The 20,987-nt window shown below is 50.8% G+C and carries 21 protein-coding genes; 16 read left to right on the top strand and 5 right to left on the bottom strand.

Features of this window, described 5'->3' with window-relative positions; genetic code table 11:
* The first annotated feature begins 267 nt into the window (after window positions 1-267).
* Window positions 268-2,100 carry a 1,4-alpha-glucan branching protein GlgB gene (gene glgB, locus ACI1P2_RS19430; RefSeq protein WP_408976278.1) on the top strand — a complete coding sequence of 611 codons (1,833 nt, stop codon included), beginning with the start codon at window positions 268-270 and terminating at the stop codon, window positions 2,098-2,100.
* Complete coding sequence (glgA, locus tag ACI1P2_RS19425; protein ID WP_355321688.1) at window positions 2,097-3,602, top strand: glycogen synthase GlgA; 1,506 nt, start codon at window positions 2,097-2,099, stop codon at window positions 3,600-3,602. The genes glgB and glgA overlap by 4 nt, the downstream gene beginning before the upstream one ends.
* 93 nt (window positions 3,603-3,695) lie before the next feature.
* On the opposite strand, the gene ACI1P2_RS19420 is transcribed toward glgA, so the two are convergent.
* On the bottom strand, window positions 3,696-4,712 hold the full coding sequence (locus tag ACI1P2_RS19420; protein WP_355321686.1) for a glycine-rich domain-containing protein: 1,017 nt from the start codon (window positions 4,710-4,712) through the stop codon (window positions 3,696-3,698).
* 15 nt (window positions 4,713-4,727) lie between these two features.
* The gene (locus ACI1P2_RS19415; RefSeq protein ID WP_355321882.1) at window positions 4,728-5,903 is read right to left on the bottom strand and encodes a M20 family metallopeptidase; all 1,176 of its coding nucleotides are present in this window, start codon (window positions 5,901-5,903) and stop codon (window positions 4,728-4,730) included.
* Window positions 5,904-6,079: 176 nt separating this feature from the next.
* Between ACI1P2_RS19415 and ACI1P2_RS19410 the strand changes: the two genes are divergently transcribed.
* From ACI1P2_RS19410 to ACI1P2_RS19400, 3 genes are all read left to right on the top strand, one after another.
* Window positions 6,080-7,501, top strand: coding sequence for an ABC transporter substrate-binding protein/permease (locus ACI1P2_RS19410; protein WP_408976277.1), 1,422 nt, complete (start codon window positions 6,080-6,082; stop codon window positions 7,499-7,501).
* On the top strand, window positions 7,488-8,210 hold the full coding sequence (locus ACI1P2_RS19405) for an amino acid ABC transporter ATP-binding protein (protein ID WP_355321682.1): 723 nt from the start codon (window positions 7,488-7,490) through the stop codon (window positions 8,208-8,210). The genes ACI1P2_RS19410 and ACI1P2_RS19405 overlap by 14 nt, the downstream gene beginning before the upstream one ends.
* A gap of 326 nt (window positions 8,211-8,536) precedes the next feature.
* Window positions 8,537-9,187, top strand: a complete 651-nt coding sequence (locus ACI1P2_RS19400) for a 3D domain-containing protein (RefSeq protein ID WP_355321680.1) — start codon at window positions 8,537-8,539, stop codon at window positions 9,185-9,187.
* Between the two features lie 117 nt (window positions 9,188-9,304).
* Here ACI1P2_RS19400 and ACI1P2_RS19395 read toward each other — a convergent pair whose 3' ends face one another.
* A complete protein-coding gene (locus ACI1P2_RS19395) occupies window positions 9,305-10,090 on the bottom strand; it encodes a polysaccharide deacetylase family protein (protein WP_355321678.1) in 786 nt (261 codons plus the stop codon).
* A 220-nt stretch (window positions 10,091-10,310) separates the two neighbouring features.
* Here ACI1P2_RS19395 and ACI1P2_RS19390 point away from each other — a divergent pair, with 220 nt between their 5' ends.
* The 6 genes from ACI1P2_RS19390 to mobB all read left to right on the top strand — a co-directional run bounded on the left by ACI1P2_RS19390 (window position 10,311) and on the right by mobB (window position 14,811).
* Entirely contained in the window at window positions 10,311-10,979 is a 669-nt protein-coding gene (locus ACI1P2_RS19390) for a PspA/IM30 family protein (protein ID WP_355321676.1), read from the top strand.
* A 108-nt stretch (window positions 10,980-11,087) separates the two neighbouring features.
* A complete protein-coding gene (locus ACI1P2_RS19385) occupies window positions 11,088-11,492 on the top strand; it encodes a DUF350 domain-containing protein (protein ID WP_375523742.1) in 405 nt (134 codons plus the stop codon).
* A 24-nt stretch (window positions 11,493-11,516) separates the two neighbouring features.
* Window positions 11,517-12,023, top strand: coding sequence for a DUF4178 domain-containing protein (locus tag ACI1P2_RS19380; RefSeq protein ID WP_355321674.1), 507 nt, complete (start codon window positions 11,517-11,519; stop codon window positions 12,021-12,023).
* A 12-nt stretch (window positions 12,024-12,035) separates the two neighbouring features.
* A complete protein-coding gene (locus ACI1P2_RS19375) occupies window positions 12,036-12,776 on the top strand; it encodes a DUF4247 domain-containing protein (protein ID WP_355321672.1) in 741 nt (246 codons plus the stop codon).
* Window positions 12,777-13,009: 233 nt separating this feature from the next.
* Window positions 13,010-14,290 (top strand): molybdopterin molybdotransferase MoeA, encoded by a 1,281-nt coding sequence (locus ACI1P2_RS19370; RefSeq protein ID WP_355321670.1) that lies wholly within the window; start codon window positions 13,010-13,012, stop codon window positions 14,288-14,290.
* Window positions 14,287-14,811 carry a molybdopterin-guanine dinucleotide biosynthesis protein B gene (mobB, locus tag ACI1P2_RS19365; RefSeq protein WP_355321668.1) on the top strand — a complete coding sequence of 175 codons (525 nt, stop codon included), beginning with the start codon at window positions 14,287-14,289 and terminating at the stop codon, window positions 14,809-14,811. Before ACI1P2_RS19370 ends, mobB begins: the two co-directional genes overlap by 4 nt.
* 1 nt (window position 14,812) lies before the next feature.
* On the opposite strand, the gene xerS is transcribed toward mobB, so the two are convergent.
* Window positions 14,813-15,895 carry a tyrosine recombinase XerS gene (gene xerS, locus ACI1P2_RS19360; RefSeq protein WP_355321666.1) on the bottom strand — a complete coding sequence of 361 codons (1,083 nt, stop codon included), beginning with the start codon at window positions 15,893-15,895 and terminating at the stop codon, window positions 14,813-14,815.
* A 127-nt stretch (window positions 15,896-16,022) separates the two neighbouring features.
* On the opposite strand from xerS, the gene ACI1P2_RS19355 reads away from it, so the two are divergent.
* The gene (locus tag ACI1P2_RS19355; protein ID WP_355321664.1) at window positions 16,023-16,508 is read left to right on the top strand and encodes a GNAT family N-acetyltransferase; all 486 of its coding nucleotides are present in this window, start codon (window positions 16,023-16,025) and stop codon (window positions 16,506-16,508) included.
* A gap of 297 nt (window positions 16,509-16,805) precedes the next feature.
* Here ACI1P2_RS19355 and ACI1P2_RS19350 read toward each other — a convergent pair whose 3' ends face one another.
* Window positions 16,806-16,940 carry a hypothetical protein gene (locus ACI1P2_RS19350; protein ID WP_355321662.1) on the bottom strand — a complete coding sequence of 45 codons (135 nt, stop codon included), beginning with the start codon at window positions 16,938-16,940 and terminating at the stop codon, window positions 16,806-16,808.
* 35 nt (window positions 16,941-16,975) lie between these two features.
* Here ACI1P2_RS19350 and ACI1P2_RS19345 point away from each other — a divergent pair, with 35 nt between their 5' ends.
* The 4 genes from ACI1P2_RS19345 to ACI1P2_RS19330 all read left to right on the top strand — a co-directional run.
* Complete coding sequence (locus tag ACI1P2_RS19345; RefSeq protein WP_408976276.1) at window positions 16,976-17,902, top strand: carbohydrate ABC transporter permease; 927 nt, start codon at window positions 16,976-16,978, stop codon at window positions 17,900-17,902.
* A gap of 12 nt (window positions 17,903-17,914) precedes the next feature.
* Window positions 17,915-18,796, top strand: coding sequence for a carbohydrate ABC transporter permease (locus ACI1P2_RS19340; RefSeq protein ID WP_355321658.1), 882 nt, complete (start codon window positions 17,915-17,917; stop codon window positions 18,794-18,796).
* 68 nt (window positions 18,797-18,864) lie between these two features.
* Window positions 18,865-20,250: an extracellular solute-binding protein gene (locus ACI1P2_RS19335; RefSeq protein WP_355321656.1), complete on the top strand. Its 1,386-nt coding sequence runs from the start codon at window positions 18,865-18,867 to the stop codon at window positions 20,248-20,250.
* Between the two features lie 484 nt (window positions 20,251-20,734).
* Window positions 20,735-20,987: transposase (locus ACI1P2_RS19330; protein WP_458296144.1), on the top strand; the 253-nt coding region annotated here is incomplete at its 3' end.

Genomic DNA, 20,987 nt, shown 5'->3' with positions numbered 1-20,987 from the left:
TAAACGGAAATAGTCACTCTTGAAACGATCCAGACCTGTGAATGAATGGAAATAAGGTAAATAATATTGCGGCCGCAAAATTCTTTTTCAAACTGGGAACAATGGGGTAATAACTTAGGTATAGTTTAACTATGTAAAGCAGGTGATTATTTGGAAGAGAAAGCTCAACCCATCCATTATTCCGCCGAGTCAAGGGCAGCCGGGGCGGTTTCGAGCCAGGACATTTATCTATTCCATGAAGGAACGCATTATAACGCCTATCGCTTCATGGGGGCGCACATCACGGAAGAAAACGGCGAAAAAGGCGTCCGTTTTACCGTCTGGGCACCGAATGCACTGCATGTAGGGCTTGCAGCGAACATGAACCATTGGAACGGCCAAAACCATTCCTTATATAAGATACCCGAATCGGGATTGTGGAGCCGCTTTTTTGCGGGGCTCACGGAAGGAACTTTTTACAAATATGACATTACAAGTCCTAACGGCGAGCGCTTCCTGAAAGCTGATCCCTTCGCGGTGCAAGCTGAGTTGAGACCTGCTACGGCTTCCATCGTGGCAAGGCTCGACGGGTATTCATGGTCGGACTCGGCATGGCGCCGCAAAAAGCGCGAGCCATATGGCAAGCCGGTAAACATCTACGAAATTCACCTGGGCACTTGGCGGCAAAAAGAAGATGGAAGCTTCTATACATACAGGGAAATCGCAAATATGCTGGTACCTTATATTCAGGAAATGGGGTATACACACATTGAAATTATGCCCCTAAGCGAACATCCTTATGACCTTTCCTGGGGATATCAGCTGACAGGTTATTTTGCGCTGACAAGCAGATACGGATGCCCGCAGGATTTCATGTGTTTTGTGGATCAATGCCATCAGGCCGGAATTGGCGTCATCCTGGATTGGGTTCCGGCCCATTTCGCCAAGGACGCGCACGGACTTCGTTTGTTTGACGGATCACCTCTTTTCGAATATGCCGATCCTTTAACGGCCGAGAAGCTGGGATGGGGGACGCTAACCTTTGATTTCGGCAAACCGGAAGTTCGTTCTTTCCTAATTTCCAATGCACTTTTCTGGATGGACGTCTACCATATCGATGGTCTGCGGGTTGATGCGGTGACCAGCATGCTGCGTTTGGACTTCGAAAAGGAAGAGGGACGATTCAGCCGCAATGCCAGAGGGGGAATTGAGAATGAGGAAGCGGTAGCTTTTTTGCAGCAGCTGAACGAGACGGTATTCAACTATTATCCCTATGCTCTGATGATGGCCGAGGAATCGAGCGCATGGCCGGGAGTTACCCGGATGACGAGTGAAGGGGGCCTTGGGTTTAACTATAAATGGAATATGGGGTGGATGAACGATACGCTGAAGTACATGGAAACCGGTTTTTCGGAACGGCCCAAGCGGCATAATCTGCTTACATTTCCTATATGTTATGCCTACTCCGAAAATTTTACGCTCCCTTTATCACATGATGAGGTTGTACATGGCAAAAAATCTTTATTGGATAAAATGCCAGGCAGTTATGAGCAGAAATTTGCCGGATTAAGGGTGCTGCTTGGTTATCAAATGACATCACCGGGCAAAAAGCTGCTTTTTATGGGCGGTGAATTCGGTCAGTTTATTGAATGGAAGGATCAGGAGGCCCTGGACTGGTTTCTGCTCGATTATGACAGCCACCGCAAGCTGCACAGGTATACGGCCGCTTTGAATCATTTGTACCTGCAGGAAAAAGCGCTCTGGGAGCAGGATCACACGTGGGAGGGCTATCAATGGATCAGCCCGGACGATCACAGACAGAGTATCATCAGCTTCGTGCGCAAGGGCAGAACAGGAGGTGCTTTGATCGTTTTGATCAATTTTCAGCCCGTGGAGCACACGCAGTATCGGATCGGGGTGGAACGCCCAGGCAGCTATGCGGAAATTTTTAATAGCGACCATGAGCAGTTCGGGGGAAGCGGTTCAGTTCATACGGAAGTATTGCGCACGGTCAAGGTGCCCTGGCATGGACAGAAGCAGAGCCTCGAATTGACGCTTCCGCCGCTTAGCATGGTTATACTGAAAAAGACAGTCAAACCGAGAAGGAGGAAACCGATATGAATATTTTGTTTGCCGCCGCTGAAGTGCATCCTTTTATCAAAACTGGAGGATTGGCCGACGTTCTGGGAGCTCTGCCGAAGGCGCTGCTGAAGGCAGGCAGCGATGTGCGCGTCATTTTGCCGAAATATGCGGGCATTGCGGAGCAGTACAAACGAAGCATGAAACCTGTCGTGGAGAAACGTGTGCCAATCGGCTGGAGAAATCAATATTGCGGTATTGAGCAGCTGACACTGGACGGGATTAAATTCTATTTTGTGGATAATGAATACTATTTCGGCAGGGAAGGCATTTATGGATATATGGATGATGGGGAACGTTTTTCCTTCCTGAACAGGGCCGTACTGGAGGTGCTGCCGGAGCTGGACTTCAAGCCGGATATTCTGCACTGCCATGACTGGCATACGGCGATGATTCCTTTGCTGCTGCGCGACCAATATAGCCATCAGGGATTTTATCAAGGAATCAAAACGGTGTTTACCATACATAATTTGCTGTACCAAGGGGATTTCCCTTATGAAGTGCTGACGGATTTGCTTGGCCTGGACAACAAGTACTTTCATGTCGAAGGTGTGGAGCACTACGGCAGGGTCAATTTCATGAAAGCTGGCCTCGTATATTCCGATCATGTGACGACAGTCAGTCCGACGTACGCCACAGAGATTCAGACGGAATATTACGGATACGGACTGGATGGCCTGCTGCGCAAATTGGGGCATGAAGGACGATTGAGCGGCATTGTGAACGGTATTGACGTGAAAAGCTACAATCCGGGTGCCGATCCGCATATTTATGTCAAGTACCGCAGCAGTCTTGCCAAGAAACGGGACAATAAAATCGGGCTGCAGCAGGAGCTGGGTCTGCCTGTGCGGCCGGATGTTCCGCTGATCGCGATGGTCACCCGGCTGGTCAGCATGAAAGGATTGGATCTGGTTACCCGGGTGCTGGATGAGATGATGTATTATGACGATTTTCAGTTCGTCGTTCTCGGTACGGGTGATCCCTCCTATGAACGCTGGTTCGGCGAAGCAGCCGGGCGTTATCCGCTGAAAATGTCAGCACAGATCCGATTCAGCGAGGAGCTTTCCCGTAAAATCTACGCGGCAAGCGATATGTATCTGATGCCTTCGCGCTTTGAACCGTGCGGCATCAGCCAGCTGCTCGCGCTTCGTTACGGAAGCATCCCGATCGTGCGTGAAACAGGCGGGCTGAAGGATACGGTCCATGCTTATAACGAGTTTACCGGCGAAGGGAACGGCTTCAGCTTCGAGCATTACAACGCGCATGATATGATGCATACAATTCGCAGAGCCATGTCTTTTTTTCGTGAGCCGGAGCACTGGCAGCGGATCGTGCAGTCCACATTCAAGGGGGATTATAGCTGGAATGTATCCGCAGAAGCCTATACGGAGATTTACTATAACCTTATAGGCTATCCGGCCAAGACCGCTTTTGTGGCGGCGGTGGACATCCCGGATGATAGTGACAAGGACACGGGGCTGTAAAAAAGCCGAAAGAGGGCGTATCCCCTGCAGTTGAATGGTGCGGGAATACGCCCTGGCAATCTCACCTTTATTTATCACTATCAGCTGACTGGGTTAATCGCCTCCGCCGCCGCACCCACTGCTGCAGGACGAGCTGCTGCATGAAGAGCCGCCGGAGTCATGACCACCCGAAGTATGATGGTGGGAGGAAGAGGAGTCATGATCACGGCTGTCTGAAGATGCGCAGCCGCTTGCGGAGGAGCAGCCGGAGCCCGAATGGGCTCGTGTCTTCTCTACTTCCGGATGGACCATCTGTTCCCTGAACCCCAGCGGTTCATTCATGGAGAACCAGATGGCGCTGAAGAGCAGGGCTTCCGGGTGCGAGTAATTGACCGGGATCAGATCATCCTTGTTGCCCCGCCTGGCAGTGTGCACATGTGTCCGCAATCTTTTCAGCAGCCAGTCCACCGCTTTCCGGATTTCGGGTTGGTCACGGTATCCATGCATGTTCCAGCGGGAGGTCTGCTGCAGATCGACAGACCTGATTGCATATATTTCCAATTCCTCTTTCGGCAGTGGCTCTGTAAAGAAACGTCCCCATAAATCTGCACTGTATTTGTTCCAGCCGAAGCATTGGACGTAAACCACATCAAACCAGGCTCTCTCCTTCGGCATCGGCTGGGAGCCGGCATGAGGGGCATGATGCAGCATACGTCCGTAAAAACGTCTGCTGAACTGCTCATATTCTCTCGTAAACATCAGCATTTGGTGCCAGACTTCGTCTACGGGGGGGCTGAACATGGGAACACGGTCCAGCAGGGCACAGAGAATAAAGTAGCGCTTCAGTTCATGCCAGCGCCAGGCATATTCCTGCTCGCTTATGTCCGGGTTCTCCAGCAGGGTCCGGTTGCGGACCGCCTCGACGTAAGAATCCGGCAGGCTGCGCTCCAGCTTCAGCCACAAATCGGTGATGGCTTCGTCATTACCGGTGCCAGCAGATGCGGGAGCAGGGGCCTGGGCATAAAATAATCTTCTTCGCTTGGCCGCTCTTTCGCCTCTGCGGCGTCTTTTGGATAGCTGTATGATGACAAGAATAAGAACGGCAACCGCAATACCAAGCACAATGGTCATCCGTAATCCTCCCGGTTATAGGCTCGCCTTCGCTTTGAATTCCTGCTTGATTTGCGCGAGCAGCGCTTCATCAGTGATGATGTCAAATGCGGTGCAAGCAAGGGTACGGGCCGCAAGCAGCATGCCTTCAAGCGCTCTATCCTTCATGGCAAGATCCCTGAATTCCGGTGTGTGCAGCGCATGGTGCTCGTCGATCACCTGAACATAGGGGTGAATGGCGGGACAGCGTAAGGAAACATTGCCCAAATCCATGGATCCATGATCCCCGCCGCTGTGAATCAGAGCGGGATCAATCCCTTCTCCTTCCAGGTTGGCGGTAAAGACCTTGGATAAAGACTCGTTGGTAAGCATCTCATCGTAGGAGGTTTCATAATTGGAGACTTCCAGCCGGCAGCCTGCCTGCAGCGCCGCCCCCTCCGCAATCTGAATGACACGTTTGGTCAGTACATTCAATTCTTTGCGTGTGGCTGCCCGTACATAAAACTGGGCTGAAGCGTAGTCCGGAATAATATTGGCCGCCTGGCCTCCCTGATTGATAATCCCGTGAATGCGGACATCGCTCTTCACCTGCTGCCGGAACGCGTTGATGCCATTGAAGGTCTGAATGACGGCATCCAGGGCGTTAATGCCTTCATGAGGACTTGCCGCTGCGTGGGCCGCTTTTCCGAAAAATTCAAACTGCACCGCATCCAGCGCCAGAGAGCGCCCTGATGTTTCGTATTGATAGAGCGGATGGACCATCATGGCGACATCGCAATCGTCGAACAGACCCGCAGCCGCCATCGGCACTTTCGCCCCCCGCGTTTCTTCCGCAGGTGTCCCGTACACACGAATTTCGCCGCCGATTTCATCAATAACCGATTTGAGCCCGACAGCCGCCCCGACGCTCATCATGCAAATGAGATGATGGCCGCATGCATGCCCGAGGCCTGCCAGCGCATCATATTCAGCCAGAAAGGCGATTACAGGGCCCGGCTTGGCTGATTTGTAGGTTCCTATAAAAGCTGTTTCTATTCCCAGAACGGGAGCCTGCACCTCGAAGCCATGAAAAAGAAGCTCTTCTTTCAGTCTGGCCGATGCAAGAAACTCCTCATTTCCCAGCTCCGGATTAGCGCCGATGTACAATGAAATTTCTTTAAAACGGGCAGAATAGTCGTTAATGGTCGTGCGAATGATTTGCTTCATAATGATCTCTCCAGACTACTTTGGTATAGATGTGAAAAGAGTTGAAAATGTTACAAAAAGTTCATTATTACATACATTGCATAATCATGCATTGTACTTTATAATGACACAGTTATGTTAATTATACAACGAAAACAAGGGGAGACAAAAGGTTGAACAAGCTACAACGTTATGCAGCCGTCATGTTGGCTGGCATTATTTTTTTGTTGGCCGCATTGCCGGTTAATGCGGAAGGGGCGGACAATGGCAAGCTCGTGCTTGGGACAAGCGCCGATTTTCCGCCATATGAATTTCACAACACGATCGACGGCCAGGATACCATCGTCGGTTTTGATATTGAGATTGCAAAAGAGATTGCTAATGATCTGAACAAGGAGCTTGTCATTGAGGATATGGGCTTTGATGCTCTGCTCCCGGCTCTGCAAAGCGGCAGGGTGGACATGGTCATCTCCGGGATGACGCCTACCGAGGAACGGAGAAGAAGCATCGATTTCTCGGACAATTATTATCAATCCAAGCAGGTTGTGGTGGTAAGGGCAGCCGACAAGGGCAAGTTTCCGACGATGGACAGCCTGCGCGGAGCTTCCATCGGCGTGCAGAAAGGCTCTATTCAGGAAGAGATCGGTCAGGGAATCCCGGATGCCAAGCTGACCTCGCTTGACAAAATTTCGGATATTATCCTCCAGCTCCGAACGAACCGGATTGATGCCGCCATCATGGAAGACACGGTAGCCGCAGGCTATTTGAGCGACGAGCTCGTACTGGCCGGTGCGGTTCCGGACACAACTCCGGTTCAGGCCGCCATCGGTATCCAAAAGGGGAATACGGAGCTGCTGCAATCGGTAAATGAAACGCTGACCCGTTTGAAAAACAATGGGGATATTGAACGGATGGTAACGGAAGCTAGCCAGCTATCCGCCGGTACGAAGGACGAAAAGGCACTGAATATATGGAATGTATTCTGGGAGTATCGCCATTACTATGCCACCGGTGTGGGTTATACCTTGCTTCTGTCGGCGCTTGGCGTGCTGTTCGGCTTCATTATCGGCCTGTTCATCTGTCTGATCCGGATGTCTGGCGTAGGAATTATTCAATGGCTCGGCACAGCCTATGTTGAGCTGCTGCGGGGCACGCCGATGCTGGTGCAGCTCATGATCATCCATTACGGGCTGGCGCTGACTTTTGGCATTAACTTTACGCCGCTTCAATCGGGGATCATTACGCTGTCCATCAACAGCTCCGCTTATCTGGCCGAGATTTTCCGGGCAGGTATTCAGGGCGTTGACCGCGGGCAGATGGAAGCGGCCCGTTCGCTCGGGATGAACCGCAGCAAGGCGATGCGCCATATTATTCTGCCGCAGGCCTTCAAAGCGGTGCTGCCGGCGATCGGCAATGAATTCATTACGATTATTAAAGAATCATCCATTATTTCCGTCATCGGCATGGTGGATATTATGTATCAGGCTTCTGTTGTCAAGAACATCACTTATCAGGGCTTAAGTCCGTTCCTGATCGCAGCTGCCATTTACTTTGTCATGACTTTTGTATTGTCCAAGCTGTTGGGCAGATGGGAAAGGAAGTTGAGAGCAAGTGATATCCGTTAAAAATCTGCACAAATCGTTCGGCAAGGTTGAGATCCTGAAAGGGATCGATATCGAGATCGGCAAAGGGGAAGTCGTCGTTGTGATCGGCCCCAGCGGATCGGGGAAAAGTACCTTTCTGCGCTGCCTCAATCTGCTGGAGCAGCCGACAGGCGGGGAGATTCTGTTCGAGGGTGAGCTGATCACCGCCCCGAAGCATAATATCAACGCCACACGCGAGAAAATGGGCATGGTGTTTCAGCATTTCAACCTGTTTCCGCACAAAACGGTCATGGAGAACCTGACCATTGCACCGATCCAGGTGCGGGGCATGAACAAGCGTGACGCCGAAAAAATTGCTGAAGAGCTGCTGGCCACCGTCGGCCTTTCCGACAAAAGGGACGCTTACCCGAGCCAGCTGTCCGGTGGGCAAAAGCAGCGGATCGCCATTGCGCGGGCGCTGGCCATGCAGCCGCATGTGATGCTGTTTGATGAGCCGACATCGGCACTTGATCCCGAAATGGTCGGTGAAGTGCTGGATGTCATGAAAAAGCTGGCCGAGGGCGGAATGACGATGGTGATTGTTACCCATGAGATGGGTTTTGCGCGCGAGGTCGGGGATCGTATCATTTTCGTCGACAACGGCAAGATCATCGAGCAGGGTACACCCGAGCAGGTATTTGGTAATCCCAGCCATGCACGCACGAAGGACTTTTTGGCCAAAGTACTGTAACTTGTATTTATACTGTAATAGAAGAAAGCGGGACTGCCGGGCCAACGGGCGATCCCGCTTTTTTGCATTCACGCTCTGGAAATGGTAACATTTCCATAAAGAAAAGGTTACAAAATTGTGATAATATGCAGAAGGATCAACTTGAACATAAGAAAAACGTCTATCGACGTACATTCAAAGAAGCCAGACCGCGTTTAGCAGTAGTTTTTCTTGCGATTCCAGGAAGATAATGTCAATAAGTTTATGCTTTTTGGAATCTTAAACAAAGTGCGGGAGACGGAATCCTCAGTCAGCTACCCCGCAGGCAATTTTGGGAGGTACATACGATGAAATTAAACAAAATAATCAAAGCGGCCGTGATTGCGGCTGGAATCGGACTAACAATGAATACGCTACCGGTACATGCAGAGGCCGTTTATACGGCGAAGGAGGGGGATACGTATTACAAGATTGCCAAACAATTCGATGTTAACCTCCAGGCGTTGATGGAAGCGAATCCGAATATTCCGGCGAATAACATCTATGCAGGCAGACAGATCGAGCTCCCAGGGAGCGGGGAAAATGGGGGATTGGTCAAAGCCGCTACCTTTGATGAGAAGAATGCCGTGGCGGAAAAGTCGGACTATCAGGTCACTGCTTGGGGTAAAACGTTTACGTATTCCAAAGAGATCAGCGTCAAAGCCTCGGCCTATTCAGCAGCCGCTGATGAAAACGGAAAGTGGGGAGCTGTCGATTATTTTGGCAATCCGTTAAAGCTTGGAACCATTGCGGTCGATCCGAGTGTCATTCCGCTCGGCACCAAGGTGCTGGTTACCGGCTACTCCCACCCTGGACTCCCGGATCACGCCTTCGTGGCGACAGCCAGTGATATGGGTGGCGCGATCAAAGGCAACAGAATCGATATTTTTATTCCCGGAAGTAAATCCTCAGTCAGCCAGTTCGGCTTCCAAAATGTTAAATTGTATGTAATCGAATAGGTAATTCTGATTTTAAGTTCATAATTTTTATTATGTAAACTTAATTATACGAAATGAAAGAACCTTCCAATCCCAAGGGATGGAGGGTTCTTTTGTTTCAAATACTCTCTGCAATGCTCATTTATGAGCCTGAATGTCTAGCTGCTGGGGTACGGTAACAAAAATGTAGCCTTTTTGCCGCAACGTGCGGATCAGCGAGGGCAGAGATTCTACCGTTCCTTTAAGGTTGGAGGTTGTTCCTCCCCCTGCATGCATAAGTATAATCGAGCCTGGTCCGGTGGTCGGCACTACATTGCGCCGGATTTGCTCCTTATTCAGTCCTTTCCAATCCATGGAGTCGACATTCCAGTTGACGACGGTGTATCCGCTGCGACGCGCCCAGCGCAGCTGGGATTCTGTTATTTCACCGTACGGCGGTCTGATCAGAAGCGGCCTATAGCCGGTGCTTTTTTGTATGGCAAGCCCGGTTTTAATAATCTGCCGCTGAAATTGTCTAAGCGAAATTTTATTGAAATTGGGGTGATTAAAGGAATGATTCCCCACAATATGCCCCTCTTTCACCATGCGTTTTACGAGTTCGGGGTACCTCTCCGCTTTATCTCCTACTACAAAAAAGGTGGCCTTGACATTATTTTTCTTTAAAGCGTCCAGAATATAAGGAGTAAACCGGGGGTCAGGGGCATCGTCAAAGGTGAGGGCGATTTGCCTTGTACGCGGACCCTGCATTTTGAACGTATCCGCATATTTTTTACGCAGCCTGCTTAACTTACTCTCGTCAGCTGCTGTGATGGCGGCAGCATCCATCGCTGCTTTATGCGTCTGCGGCGGTGGAGAAGAAGGGGAATGACCAAAGGCCATATGCAGTACGATCAGTATGCTGGGCAGCAAAAAAGAACGGAACATGGATTGCATCCTCCCTCATTGGTATTCATAGGTCGTATTATCTTTCACCTGTAGGTCAGCATTTATTCCTGAATTGTTCCCGCCGGGATTTGCTCGAATAAAGCCTGGAAATATATAATAAGTGTCATAGGGATGTGTAAAAATGAAACCTGAAGCATCCGTCTACGTAAAAGTAAGCATAATGAGTTTTTTTATTTGCATAATTTAAGGAGGAAACCAAATGTCACTTTTCAAACGGCTTCGCGATCTTACTATGTCCAATATCAATGCAATCATCGATAAGGCGGAAGATCCGATCAAGATGACAGAACAATATATTCGCGATATGCAGGAGGATCTTGAGGACGCGGAAAAAGCGGTGGCTGCCCAAATCGCCATCGAGAAGAGATTCAAGCAGCTTTACGAAGAACAGGAAGCCTTGGTGAAAAAACGCGATGAACAAGCACATACTGCAGCTAAATCGCAAAATGTAGATCTTGCGCGGCGGGCGCTGGAGGAGAAGAAAGCGGCCGAAGCTAAAATGAGCGAGTACAAAGCAAGCTATGATCAGAACAAAGCTTCCGCCGACAATCTCCGCGCCAAGCTGGAAGAAATGCGCAAACAGCTTACGGAAATGAAGAACAAGCGTGATACGCTGGTGGCCCGTTACAATGCCGCCAAAGCGCAGACGGAAATCAACAATGCGATGAGAGGCTTCAGCTCCGACTCCGCTGCAGCGGGCATGAGAAGAATGGAAGATAAGATGCTGCAGATGGAAGCGAGGGCGGAAGCAAGCAACGAAATGTCCGACAAAGGCAAATCGCTGGATGAGGAATTCAAGGAGCTTGAGAAGAAGAGCGCTGTGGACGATGAGTTGGCCGCGTTGATGAAGCAATACGAAAATAAATAAGGGCTGAATCACTGAAGGCGCTGCGGCATCTTCAAGGAAGCGAAGGGAGACGGGAGGTTTCCCTTCGCTTTTCACTGCAAATCAGGATAATGTTGGAGGATGAAGCTGATGGATCTGCAAACCTTGACGGCCATGTTCGTGTGGACGGTGGCCGGAGCGGTACTTTTGTTTGTATTGATGTTTGTTGACTCGCTGTTCACGAAATACAAGGATTTTGAAGAGGTCAAGAACGGAAATATGGCCGTGACGTCGCGAATGATCCTGAAGCTGATCGCTCAGGGATATATTTTGTCAGGCTCGATCGCTACCGCTTACAGCCTTGGCACTGCGCTTCTCTATTCCGTGGTGGCGTTTGTCATTCTGCTGATCATGGAAGCGGTGGTTCGTGTTCTGCTCCGACATTGGGCACGCTTTGACCTTGACGAAGGAACACAGCAGGGCAAGCTGGGTTATGGCCTGTTCTCCGGCACGCTGCATCTGGTCGGCGCATTCATCATTACAGCTTGCTTCTAACAAGAGAAAGGCGGGAACATTGCTATGGGCATGTGGAAACGAATTTCCAATCTGTTTGCCAAGCCTGAGCCTGCAAAGCGCGAGAAAAGCATGCTTGAGCTGATGCCTGGCGACATATGCGAGGTGTCGCTCACTACTTATGAGGTGGTCGGGAGGGTACATAACCGTGCCCGGAATGCGGTCGTGCTTACGCTTCAGGATGGAAGCAATATTGATTATTTATATATTGAAGAACGGGAAATGCTGAAGTTTGTTCTGTATCAGCCGATTGACGGGCGTCCGGATACACCGGACGAGCTGCCGACCATCATGGAGCTGGATGGACTGGATTATCACCTTGAGGAGCAGTACGGCGGGACGGTATCCTCCGTTGGCAGGACCCCATTCACAAGCAGTGGTGAACAGCATGTATGGCAGTATCAGGCAGACAACAACCGTATGCTGCGGATTGAGTGGCAGGACGGGCGCTTTATGCTGTATGAAGGAGACCAAGTCATTCCGGGAGACGTGAAGGTCATCCGGGCAAGCTAGGAGAGGATACCCATGAATACACGCGCTGCCTGGCAGAGGAATTTAAAAATCATATTGGCTTTATGCCTTTTTATGTCCGTGCTGAGCGGGTGTGGTGCGCCATCGGTCAAGGATACGTATCCGCTTGAATCAGTAAACGGCAGCGGCAATGCCACCTCATACGTATACCGGGCAGCCGACAAAACGGTGCCGGAGGTGGCACAGGAGCTGGCGAACAGCCGCACCCCGGATCAGATGTCGCCTGAAAGCACGGAGCGTATGTTTCTTGTATATTCAGACGAATGGTACCATTTGCAGCAGGATCCCAAGAAGCCCTCGGATACGCTGATTGAAGTGGATACAAAGCAGTATGTGCAGCAAAATTACAGCTCAAGCTTTCTGCAGGGCTACCTGGTCGCCAGTCTGCTGAATGATCTGTTTGATACCGTGCGAGGCGGGTCGTACAGAGGTTATACCAGCCGGGACGTTTACAAGCCGCCTGCCGGTCAATATCACGCGCCTACAAAGAGTGAGAAAAAAGCAATTCCGCCCATTACGGTCGACCGCAGCGGGTCGGTCATCCGCCGTGGCGGCACAGGCTCTGCCGTGGGCAGTGGCGGAAGCATATTTGACCGCGGCGGCCAAAGCTCGCCGAGCAAAGGCACGATTAATCGGAACAAGGGCGGCAGCATCTTTGATTCCCCGCGCAAATCCATTACCAAACCGAAGACACGCATCGGCTCAGGCAAGATCAGCAGGCGGGGGCGACGATGAAAGAAGGAAATCCCGATCATTCAGTTCGGGATTTCCTTTTTTTCATGTTGATTATATTATTACAAGGACAATACATTCATGCTGGTGAAATCCGACGGTCAGGAAAGGGATTTGCTGCAAGGCTTGCCTTACTGAGGTGGTTCAAGTTGCCAACGGACGTTTTTCGCGATATAACTGGAACATAGAGAAACAGAGCTGGAGAGCGAATAAGCGTTAATGAAAAGGGTGGTTATATGAAACATAGTGATGACTATACAAACGACAAATTCAAGCGGCGTGCCATTTCGGTTGAAGAAGCACAAAAGAGAGTCTTGGAATATGTCAGACCAGGGATAACAGAGATCGTCCCGCTGTCTGAGGCGCAGGGCCGCTTTCTTGCCGAGCCACTGTATGCGCCGCATCCGTTTCCGCACTTCCGGCGTTCGGGAATGGACGGTTACGCGATTGTAAGTGCGGATACGAAGAATTGCAGGGATGATGAGACTGTATGGCTGCGCGTTGTGGATGAAATCCCTTGCGGATATGTATCCGACTGCCGGATTACCTCCGGACTGGCTGCCAGAATCATGACTGGAGCACAGGTGCCCGAAGGAGCGGATGCTGTTGTCATGCTTGAGGCGACGCGGCTGCGCGAGGAAGCAGGGGACGTATACGTCGGACTGAAGAAAAAGGTGGAGCCGGGGAATAACATCACATCCGTTGGCTACGAGCTGCAGGAAGGCGAGCTGCTACTGGAGAAGGGAACTCGGCACGGGGCCGGTGAAATCTCCGTGCTGGCCACGTTCGGAATTCACAGTGTACCGGTTATTCGCAAGCCGCGGATAGCCGTCATTTCAACGGGATCGGAGCTGTTGTCCGTGGACGAGCCCTTGCAGCCGGGACGAATCCGCAACAGCAACAGCTACATGCTGGGCGTGCAGATTCGTGAAGCGGGGGGCGAGCCTTTTATTTTCGATTCCGTACCGGATGATGTGGAAGCAGCGGGCAGAGTGGTGCTGGATGCGCTCCTGAATTTTGATTATGTGGTCACGAGCGGCGGAGTATCCGTCGGGGACTATGACATTATGGGCGACCTGGTCAGACAGGAAGGCGTTGATTTGCTGTTTAACAAAATAACGATGCGGCCTGGCAGCGTCACGACGGCAGCGGTAATTAACGGTGGCCTTCTCTTTGCATTGTCGGGTAACCCGGGCGCATGCTTTGTCGGCTGTGAGCTGCTGCTCAGACCTGTCATCAGGACGATGCTCGGAGCGCGACAGCCGTTTCTCCCGCGGTGGCAGGTTCTGCTGGGCGAGGATTATAACCGGGTGAACAATTATACGAGGTTCGTGCGGGCGAGAACGGAGATCCGCGACGGCAGGGTTTATGCCGTGCCTGCCGCGGTTGACGAATCGAGCGTTATGATTTCGATCAAAGACAGTGACTGCCTTATTGTCATTCCTCCCGGAACGGGACAGCTTAGAAAAGAGGACAAGATCGAGATCATCAAGCTGGAAGGCGGGGGATGCCCATGAGGCTCGATCATAAAGGGAAGCAGCCGTTTATTTGTCAGATTGTCGGGTATAAAAACACGGGGAAAACTACTTTACTCGCTTCGATTGTGAGCACTCTTAAAGCCGAAGGGTACCGGATGGCCGTCATAAAACATGATGCGCACGGCTTTGATATGGACCATCCGGGAACAGATACATACAAGCACCGCGAGGCGGGGGCGGAGGGGATTGCCATCGTTTCAGCCGGGCGTACGGCGGTTCTGGAGGCAAGAGCCGCCGGACTGAATGAGCTGATTGGACGATTTGAGACCTATGATTGCATTTTGATCGAGGGTTTCAAGGAAGCGCCTTTCCCAAAGCTGGTCATGATCAAAGAAACCGGAGACACCGGGCTGCTCGGCAGCCTGCCGTGTGTGGCGGGAGCCGTCTGCTGGCCGGACATGACAGAACAGGTGCAGCAGCAATTTGCGGGCTTGACTGTGTATGGCATAGAGGATGCGGAGCGGATCGCACGCTGGATTGAAGAGCGGATGAAAAGTTAGCCTAGGAATCCAGTCGGCGCTCAATCGCTTCGGACATCGTTTTATCCGTCAGATGGGCGTATACCTCGGTTGTTTCCGTGGAGGCATGGCCAAGCTGTTCCTTGGTCTTGTAGATATCATTTTGCAAATAATAGTCTGTCGCGAAGGAGTGCCGCAGCTTATGGACGGTTAGCGACGGTTTGCCGTACCTTTTGGCATATTTGATAATCATCGCCTGTATGGCCCGTTTGGTCATCCGTTTCCCTTCATTGCTTCCATTCGGCAGAGCCACGAACAGTGCTTTTTCCCGTTTGGTTGCGCGATAACGCTGCTGCCGGATGGACAGATACAGGGCCAGCTCGTCTTTGGCCTGTTCCCTAAAGTAGACAGGGGCTTTAAACGTCTCGTCGTTATTGCCTTTGCGGAAGACATACAGGAGCTTGTTGGCAAGGTCCAGATCGTCCAGATTCAGATTGACCACCTCGGATACGCGCAGCCCCGAATGGAGGATGAGGCTGGCGATGCATGCGTCGCGCTCCTTATTCTGTTCATAGGCATACAGCGCCTGCTTGTTATTTTCCACATCATGGCCGTAACCTTCGTGAATATAGGCGATAAATTCGAGCAGCTCGTCGTCTTCAAGAATTTTGCCCTTGAGCTTGGCGGCTGTGTCCTTCGGCTTATGTACACGCTTGATTTCGACCTTGGCCATAACGTTGCGCTTCAGCAGGGGATAAAAGTTTTCATCCTCCGCAATCTGGCTGAGGTAATGGAACAAGGAGCGCAATGACGACAGCTTGCGGGATACCGTTATTCTGGAGTTGGCGCCCTCCCTTTTTGTTGTTAAAAAAAGACGAAACCCGGTAATACTGTCCATATGCAGCTTTTCCAGCTCCTCCAGGGTCACGCCGCTGTTCATCTCAGCTGTTGAGAGCCCCTCGGCCCGCAGCCAGGAGAAGAAGGTCTCATAATCCCTGATGTACTCCAGCAGGGTGGAGGGAGACAGGTCAGGCAGCTTGTAATCGATAAATTTCTGCACATACCATGGCATTGCCGGCAGCTTTTCGTCCAGCTTGAGCCGGTCGATTCCTTTTTGAATGTTCATCGTCTGCACCTCTGATTTCATGGTTCTTGAATATTTTAGCACAAAAAGGGGCCGGCGGCGGACGAAGCTGCCGCAATATCGACTACTGAATAAGAAGGAGTGCGGCAGAAGCGTGAAAGGTGATAGCATGAAAACGATGTTAAAGCTGGCAACGTGGGAGCAGCGGCCGATCATGATGCGGCTTATGCAGTTTTATCTGTATGATTTCACCGAGTTTATCGAGATTGATCTTTCAGCCGACGGCAGGTTTCCCGATTATCCGGATCTTGACCAATACTGGACAAGCGGGGACCGCAAAATGGCCTTTATTATGTGGCATAAGGGAAAACCGGCTGGTTTTGCTCTGGTGGACAAGCTTGATGACAAGCTTGAAGGAGACTATTATATGGCCGAATTTTTCGTCATGCGCCCTTTCCGCAGATACGGCATTGGCTCCTGGGCCGCATGCGAATTGTTCAGCAGGCTGAGAGGCAAGTGGAAGGTAACACAGGTAAAAAATAACGTCCCGGCGCGCGCTTTTTGGCGTAAGGTGATCGGTGAATACACGGGCGGGAATTTTACGGAAAAAATTCACCCCTGGAAAGGCAGCCCCAGCCAATATTTTAGCACATGAATTAAGATGCCAATCGGAGCCGTTTATGAGATGCCCGATTGGTATTTTTTTTAATCCTGTTAACATTTTAATTTAAGCGTCTTAATGATGTTGATATTTAACGATATTAACGAAGCCGTTCGTTGTACTTTTTGCATCTGATGGAATAATAATATCCGACATATGAAAATAAATATAACATTGGGATTGTCAACGCAATAGGCTTTGCAATAATATGGAACAAAAGATAAGTGACACTGCTTTATATCCCTCAAAAATCTCCATTTTTGCGTAATATTATATCACGCGAAATCCTCTCTATCCCTCAAGCAGATACTGCCAATTCTTTGTATCCTGGTTATTACACTCACTGGAATAAGTGATCCACCATTTCATATGGGAGGTGACAAACACTTTAAGCTGTAAACCAAGCGGCTTAACTGAAAATCTCATAAACTTGCGAAAGGGTGATCACCATGTCCGTGGATATGAATAGGGCGGGGGCCGCAGCGCAAAGCAAAGTGCGATGGAGGGGCAGGCTCCGTTCCAACGAGATTACGGGTCTGCTGTTCACAGTTCCATTGCTGGTCGGGGTGTTAGGTTTTGCCGTCTACCCGATGGTTGAAGCGCTGCGGCTCAGCTTTCAACAGACCAATGGGGTGACAGGGGTCTGGGTCGGCTTTGGCAATTATGCAAGAGTGCTGCAAGACGACATGTTCTGGCGATCCTTTTACAATACATTGTACATGGGCGTCCTGGCTGTCATCCTGGGCATATCGTTCTCCTTTATCTTGGCAACCTTGATCCATGCCATTCCTCAGACCCGCGTCAAAAACCTGTTCAAAGCCGTTTATTTTTTGCCAAATGTGATTTCGGCTGTCGCCACGAGCATCCTGTTTTCCTTTTTGTTTCACCCAGGCCAGGAAGGGCTTCTGAATTATGCCCTCAGCCTCATCGGAGTAGAGCCGGTCGGCTGGTTCACCGATCCGCAGTATTCACGCTTTAGTATTGTGCTTATGCTGCTGTGGGGCGCATTGGGATACAATACGATTATTTTTATCGCCGGGCTCCAGGGAGTGCCGAAGGATTTATATGAGGCGGCGGAAATCGATGGAGCCGGCTCGCTCAAAAAATGGCGGTATATCACCATTCCGACTTTACGCCCTATTTTTATTTTCATGATCGTCATCGGCATTATTAACGCCATGAAGCAGTTTACCAACGTTTGGCTGCTTGGCGGAACGGCAGGCAATCCTGCCGGCTCCCTCATGACATCCGTGCTGTATATTTACCGCAACGCCTTTTTATCCTCACAGATGGGAATTGCCACCGCAGCTTCCTACTTACTATTCGTGTTTATCCTGCTGGTTACACTGATCATCCTCACGTTGAACCGCAAAAGCAATACAGAATAGGAGGGAAAGCCGATGCAGCTATTAAGATTGCCCGCTCAATCCGCCCCCGGCCGTTCATGGCGCAGACAGCAGAAGCTGGTTCGCGCTTCGATCCTCAGTGTGCTTACGATCGGCTCTGTTATCATGGTGCTGCCTTTTGTGTGGCTTGTTCTGACCAGCTTTGACTGGTCCGCCCGCTTGAACATCCCTTTTCCGCCGCGCTTTTGGCCCAAAACACCTTCCGTCCGAACCTATGAAGCGGCCATGAACAATATCGACCTCTTCCGGTATATCTGGAATACGAGTGTGGTTGCAGTTGGGGTCATATTGATCAGTCTGCTGTCCGCGCTTCTATCCGGTTATGCCCTTTCCAAAATCCGCTTCCGTGGTGCCCGGCTTATTCTTGTCCTCGCCCTGAGCACCATGATGATTCCCTTTGAAATGACCATGATTCCGCAGTACATGATTTTTGCCCGCTTGAACCTGCTTGACAGCTACTGGGTATTTTTTCTCCCGGCGCTGAATTATGCGTTTGGTACGTTTATGGCGAAGCAATTTGTGGATCAACTCCCAGGCAGTCTGCGTGAGGCAGGTAAAATGGACGGAGCCCACGAGCTCTCCATTTTCTTCCGTATTTATGTGCCTTTATGCGGTCCCGTCATTGCGACCATGATCATTCTGCAATTCCTGGCGGTCTGGAATGATCTGATGTGGCCGATGCTGGCGCTAAACAGTACGGATAAATATCTGATTCAGCTCGGACTGGCCATGTTCAGCTATAACAACGGGGAGAACCAAATGCCCTCCATTATCATGGCCGCTACCACGATCAGTCTGCTTCCCGTACTTGTGCTTTATATGTTTTTACAGCGGTACATCGTGGAAGGAATTGCTCTGACCGGAATCAAGCAGTAAGAAAAAAAGGCGGCTATCCCCGCATGCTCAAGCAACGGAATTGAAAAACCACTTTTGGAGGGGTACAGATGAAAAAAGCGATGTCCTGGCTAATGAATGTACTGCTGGTATTGGTGCTGGCGGCTTGTTCCTCCGGCTCGGGAGCCGATTCCGGAACGTATACGGCACCGGAGGTGGAGAAGGTATCCGATATGGAAGGGACGGTCAAGGTAGCTCTGGCCGGCTGGCAGCTGGAGGACGGAATCGACCCGATCACCGGCAATCAGGTAACAGGATTCAATAAGTATGTGGAAGACACTTTCAATAAAATGTATCCGAACATCAAGCTTGAAGTGACGCAGATTCCGTGGGAAAATGCGCAAGCCAAGCAAAAGGCCCTGCTGATGTCGGGCGATGCGGATGTATTGTATACCGGAGGGGCCTTTGCCGCTCAATTTTATCAGCAAGGGCTGCTGCGCGGCATTGATGATCTGATTGCCAAGGATACCACATTTGATGCCGGCATCTATTTGGAAGGCATTTGGAACAGCTCCTACAGCACCAAGTCGAGTGACGGTTCCGTGCGGTTCGGCGTTCCTTCCGTGCTCGGCAAGCGTGTGACGATCTATGACAAAACCATTTTCGACCAGTGGGGTGTAGAGCCTTTGTCCGAAGTGCCAACCCCTGAAGAAATATTGGAGAAAGCGAAAAAAATGACCGGCAAGAATCCGCAGACAGGGCAGCCGAATTATGGGCTCTGGTTTAACGGCAGCTCCCTGAATCAGTCCACCTTTGTGGCATTGACTTATTATTATGGGGCTAAAGGCGCCGAAGGCAGCCTCGCGGATCCGAAGAACATCAAATGGGAGCTGAACACGCCGGAAATGAAAAAGGTGATGGAATGGCTGAGTGAAGCGGCGAAGCTCGCTCCGCCCGCTTTTGTTAACGGCAAGGGGGCTGAAAATTTCGGTATTGAAGATAACCATATTGCGATGGCCTTGGATTCTCCCGGCTCCGGCACAATGAGCGAATACAGAGCGACAGGAAATAAGAAGCTGATTGACCGTTTTGTTCCGATAATGAACATTGGCCCGAAAGGTGAAGGCTGGGTGGCGATGGACCCGATCATCATGGCGGCCAATACGAAAAATCCCGAGGCAGCCTGGGAGGTCATGAAATTTTTGTCCAGCTATGAAACGCAAAAATGGGCCTATCTCAACTTCGATATGACGCCGACCCTTAAGGATGCGGATTTTGTGGAAGAGGAAAACGGCTTTGTGAAACGGGCCATGCAAATTGCGGACATTACAACACCAACGCTGATGGACGAGGCCAATCCGTTTTATAACAGCGAAATCGTGCCTGCGGTCAACGGTTTTATCAGTGAAGCGGCAAATGGCGGATCGCCGGACATTGACGCGCTGCTGACCCGCTTGCAAACCAGGGCCGAAGCGTGGTCGGCCAGCCAGAAATAAATACCAGTGCTGCCCCTTCAGCAGACTTTTGACAGGGCCTCCAGTTATCTGGGGGTTTTTTCGTACCTTTTAATCTGCAAACAGACCTTGATGTAACTGGGCAAAACGGGGAATCCACTGCTGGAGTTGACGCTGAATCAAAGCAGACAGCTTTTTTCTAGCTTTCTTGGAAGAAGGGGATTCGCCCCGCTCAGAGTCTAGTACCCAGAGTGAGACGGGTGTCTATAGGGTATGTTGTGGTGTCTGGTGTCTGGTGTCCGTTGCCTGATGCCTGTTGTCTCCCCATACAGCTTTGCATGATTATCCCTTTTGTTCAGAATGCGGGGGTTGGGGTTTGGGGGACTAAGGGAAGGAAAGGGGAAGGAGAAACCAGATAAGAAAAAAAGGTGGCTCAAGTGGGATGTTCGGCTTGAAATAGGAACACATGTTTGGTATGATAAAAAGAACTTATGTTCTTATTTTGTTGATTCGGGGGCGAGCAGACATGGAAATCCAAGCGGAAACGGAACTTCAATCCTTTAGCAGTTGTTATCATAACGAGCAGGACTGCATGGAGGCATTGATCGCGATGAAGTGGCCGAACGGCTTCGTCTGCCCGCGTTGCGCTCACACCCGCTGCAGTCGTCTGACTTCCCGGCGCATTCCCATGTTCGAGTGCGTCAGGTGTGCGCATCAAACGTCGGCTTTGGTCGGCACGATTTTTGAACGAACCCATCTCCCCCTGACCAAGTGGTTCC

It is taken from the genome of Paenibacillus jiangxiensis, assembly GCF_046098255.1.
Taxonomy (GTDB): domain Bacteria; phylum Bacillota; class Bacilli; order Paenibacillales; family Paenibacillaceae; genus Paenibacillus; species Paenibacillus jiagnxiensis.
Note: the sequence above shows the minus strand (reverse complement) of the source record. Positions and strands in the feature narration are given on the sequence as shown.